Below are 3,503 nucleotides of genomic sequence, written 5' to 3' on the forward strand. Positions count from 1 at the left end.
CTTCCCGCTGGATTTGGCGGCGGTGGAAGTGGCGCCGGCCATCCGTGGCTAATCCTGCTTGCCTAGCTGACTAGTACTCTCTCTTCTCCCCCTGGCATCTGCTGGGGGGTTTTTTGCTCTCTACATAAAGTTTTGCAAAGCTTCGCGCTGCCACTACCCTCACCCCCAGCCCCTCTCCCATCCCTCACCCCCAGCCCCTCTCCCTGAGGGAGAGGGGAGTTAGGGATAGCGCTCCACAACAAGGGCTTGGCGGGCGAGCCTCAGGCTCCTGTCATGGGAAGGAGATCAACGAACGTAGCCCAGTTGCTCCAGGAAATCGGTGTCCCAAAGGATCTGCCCATCCAGAGCCATTCTCCCCAGCACCGGTATTCCGACTTGAGCCTCCAGGTGTGGGATCAAAGTTGCATCCAGCTCTTCCAAAGCTTGGGGATCCTCGGTTTCGGGCAGGGATCCGACCAGCACCCACCCCAAGCTGCGGGCCTTGGCTTGGCGCATCAGGGCGGCAAAGACGGTTGCTTGGCTCAGGGCGGCCTTCCGTTGCAGCGTTAAGAGCAAGCTGAACCCCCACGCATGGGCCAGATCCGCCCAGGTTTGGCCTGGCCCCAGGGGATCGGCGACACTGCCCGGCAGAACCAGTAGGGGATCTTTTTCTCCTGCCCACTCGCAGATTTGTTGCCAGAGGGCCTTGAGCTGAGCTTCCGAAGGGTTGGAATCCACCCTGAGCCGGCCCCAAGGGTTTTGGGTCACCTCTTGCCAGGCGCCGGCCACTGCTGCGGCTCCGGGGATCGCCGGCCAAGTATCGGCCACCATCACCCTCATGATTCTGGATCCCCCGCCTCAGACTCCCAGAGAGTGAGAAACTCCGGCTGAACCTCGAAGCCAAACACCAAAGCCATATCCCGCAGCATCGAGAGGGATCCCAGTTTCTGCTGCTTGAACCAACGCATCAACACAAAGATCTTCTGATAGACAAAGATTTCCAGTGCTTCTGGGTTGTAAACAATGCCCTCGCGAGGGTTGAATTGATGAGGCACCAACATGGCTGCGTAGCGGGCCAGCTCTCCTTGGCGCCAGTTGAGGAAGTAGGGCATCCAGGGGCAGACCGTATCCCAACGGATAAACCACAGGCGCACCTCCGGGATCTCCGACAGCTCGCGCGGATCGTCGGGGCTGCGCGGCCAATCGATGGCGCATTGCACCTGTTGGGCAGCCCGGACGGGATCTGCCATCAGGGTTTTCATTAATTCGTGGCCAGGGGTGAGATCCAGAGATTGGATGGCCTTGGCAGGAAGGTAGAAGGTAATCGGCACGACGACACGGCTATCTGATATCTGACTTGCAAATGCAGCTTATCTCAGCTCTGCCCCACCTCGCCTGCCACCGGGATCCCCCAGCGGGTGAGATCGAGGGCAAAGCCTGCGGTTACCAAAAACACCTGGTCGGCCAGAGGAGCCAGCTTTTGGGTGAGCTCCCCCATCCGATCCCGAAAGCGGCGTCCCAACGGATAGGCGGGCACCACCCCCCAGCCCACCTCTTCTGACACCAGGATGATCTCCCCCCTGTGGACTGGCAAGGTTGCCAAGAAGGATTGCACCAAGGGATCCCATTCTGCAGCGGGACAGTCTAGGCCCTGCGCCACCCACCCCCCCAGCGAATCCACCAGAGCACAACAGGGCTGGGGCAGCTTTTGCAGGTCGGCCCCCAGGTCGGGCCCGGTTTCCCAGGTTTGCCAAGTGGGGGGACGCCGTTGCCGATGCCGCTGAACCCGTTCGGCCCACTCCGGGTCGGCCTCAGGGTCGGGTTTGGGCCCGGTGGCCAGATAGATGACCGGCAGGCCGGAAGCAGCCGCCAGGTTCTCCGCCAGCCGACTTTTGCCGCAGCGGGCAGGGCCACAGATGAGCACAATCGGCATTGGGCATGAGGATGGAAGTCCATTGTTAGATTAGCTTAGCGGTTTGTCGCCCCTATCCCCTTCAGCTTCATTCCTGGAAACCCCTGCGCGGAGCTTGGGCACATTCTACTTAGGTTGACGTTTTAGAAGAAGCCCAAGCTGTCCTGCGTAGCACTTCGCGATGGGAGTGTGGCACAATGGTGCAGCCGCAGGGTGGGTGTTGTGGGTGATCCAAGGGGGCAATCGTGGCCGGTTCTCGGAGCAGCAGCGGGTCAGAGTCCCCATTCCGTCGGGCTCGCGCCCCACGACCGAAAAAAAGTCAGCCGAGCGCTTCTGCCCAGTCCCAGTTTCGGGATTCTGGAACTGCACAAGAAAGAATGCGTCCAAGCCAGTCTGATGGCACTTCGTCTGGCGCAGAGCGGGATCGGCAAGAGATCTCGCAAGTTCAATCTTCTGGCTTGAACCCGCCCAAAAATCTCTCTATACTGCAGGGAACTTTATCATTCACCCCAACTGCTTCATCTCCCCTTCAACCTATGCGTGCTCCCTCCTCAGGTGACTCGGATCCCAAAGCTCAAGCAGGCGGGTCGGCCAAGGATTCCGTCCGAGGAGCGCGAACGGAACCGGATCCCGACCCAGAGCGCCATTTGGCCCAGCGACAGCAACTGGAGAACCGTCTGCTCAAAGCCGAAGCCGAGCTCCAAGAGCGGCGAATCCTTCAGGAGAAACTGCAGGCCGAGGTTCAGGCTCTGCGCAGTCAACTGGCTCAGGCGGAATTGCAGTCCCGCCGGCAGCAACAGCAGATAGAGCTTTTGCAACTGAAAGCCCAACCCTCTGCAGATGCTGGCCTGGAGGCAGAATGTTGCGCTTTGCGCCAGAAGGTGGCCGAACAGGAGAAGGCGCTGCAGGAGCGGGAGCGCGTCCTGCAACAGTTGCAGCAGACTTTGGCGGAGCAGAAGGTCCAGATCTCGGAGCAGGAAGCTCAGCTTGCCGCTCGACAACGTTTAAATGACCGGCAGCGGCAGGATATCGAGGCTTTACAAGAGCAGATCGAGCAGCTCCGCCTGGCCCACGCGCAGGAGCGCCGTCAATGGGAACACCGTCAGCAGGAGCTGCAAGCTTCTCTTCTGGAAGCCCAAGATGTGGCAGAAAAGCGGGTGGAAATGCTGCAACGCTTTAAGGCGGAGCTTTGTCTGGCCCGCACCCAAATTGCCGAAGCTCAGGCGGAGCTGAGCAGCCTACGGGCTCTGTACAGCGACCAACAGGCCGCCTGGCAAGAGCAACGGGAGCATCTCGAGGCCCGTTTGGCCGGCTATGCCGAGACAGAAGCGGAAGCCGAGCAGCGCTGGCGGGAACAACGGCAGGAGCTGGAAGCAGCCCTGGCCGAAGCCCAGGCTCAGCTGGCCGCTTTGCAAGCTCAGCAGGAACATCTGCATCAGGGATCCCAGGAGCAGCAACGGCTGCAACAGCAATGGCAAGCTCAGGCCGAGGCGCTGCAAGCGGCTCTCTCCCAAGCCCAGGCAGAAATTGCCCATTGGCAGCAAGAACACCGCCATCTCCAGGAACGGTACGCCCAAGCCCAGCAGCATCTCTCCACCCTGGAGCAGCAGTT

4 protein-coding genes are annotated in these 3,503 nt (G+C 60.6%); 1 reads left to right on the forward strand and 3 read right to left on the reverse strand.

All coding sequences use genetic code 11. From position 1 onward, the window contains the following. Positions 1–285: 285 nt before the first annotated feature. From NW853_RS09140 to cobU, 3 genes are read right to left on the reverse strand one after another with little or no spacing between them, the layout of a single operon-like run. On the reverse strand, positions 286–819 hold the full coding sequence (locus tag NW853_RS09140) for a hypothetical protein (RefSeq protein ID WP_414348866.1): 534 nt from the start codon (positions 817–819) through the stop codon (positions 286–288). Next, positions 816–1,310: a CRR6 family NdhI maturation factor gene (locus NW853_RS09145; protein WP_414334781.1), complete on the reverse strand. Its 495-nt coding sequence runs from the start codon at positions 1,308–1,310 to the stop codon at positions 816–818. The genes NW853_RS09140 and NW853_RS09145 overlap by 4 nt, the downstream gene beginning before the upstream one ends. A 44-nt stretch (positions 1,311–1,354) precedes the next feature. Beyond that, positions 1,355–1,912, reverse strand: coding sequence for a bifunctional adenosylcobinamide kinase/adenosylcobinamide-phosphate guanylyltransferase (gene cobU, locus NW853_RS09150; RefSeq protein WP_414334782.1), 558 nt, complete (start codon positions 1,910–1,912; stop codon positions 1,355–1,357). Between the two features lie 515 nt (positions 1,913–2,427). On the opposite strand from cobU, the gene NW853_RS09155 reads away from it, so the two are divergent. Continuing rightward, on the forward strand, positions 2,428–3,503 hold a 1,076-nt coding region (locus tag NW853_RS09155), incomplete at its 3' end, for a hypothetical protein (RefSeq protein WP_414348867.1).

It is taken from the genome of Synechococcus sp. H55.11, from assembly GCF_047462475.1.
Classification (GTDB): Bacteria; Cyanobacteriota; Cyanobacteriia; order Thermostichales; family Thermostichaceae; genus Thermostichus.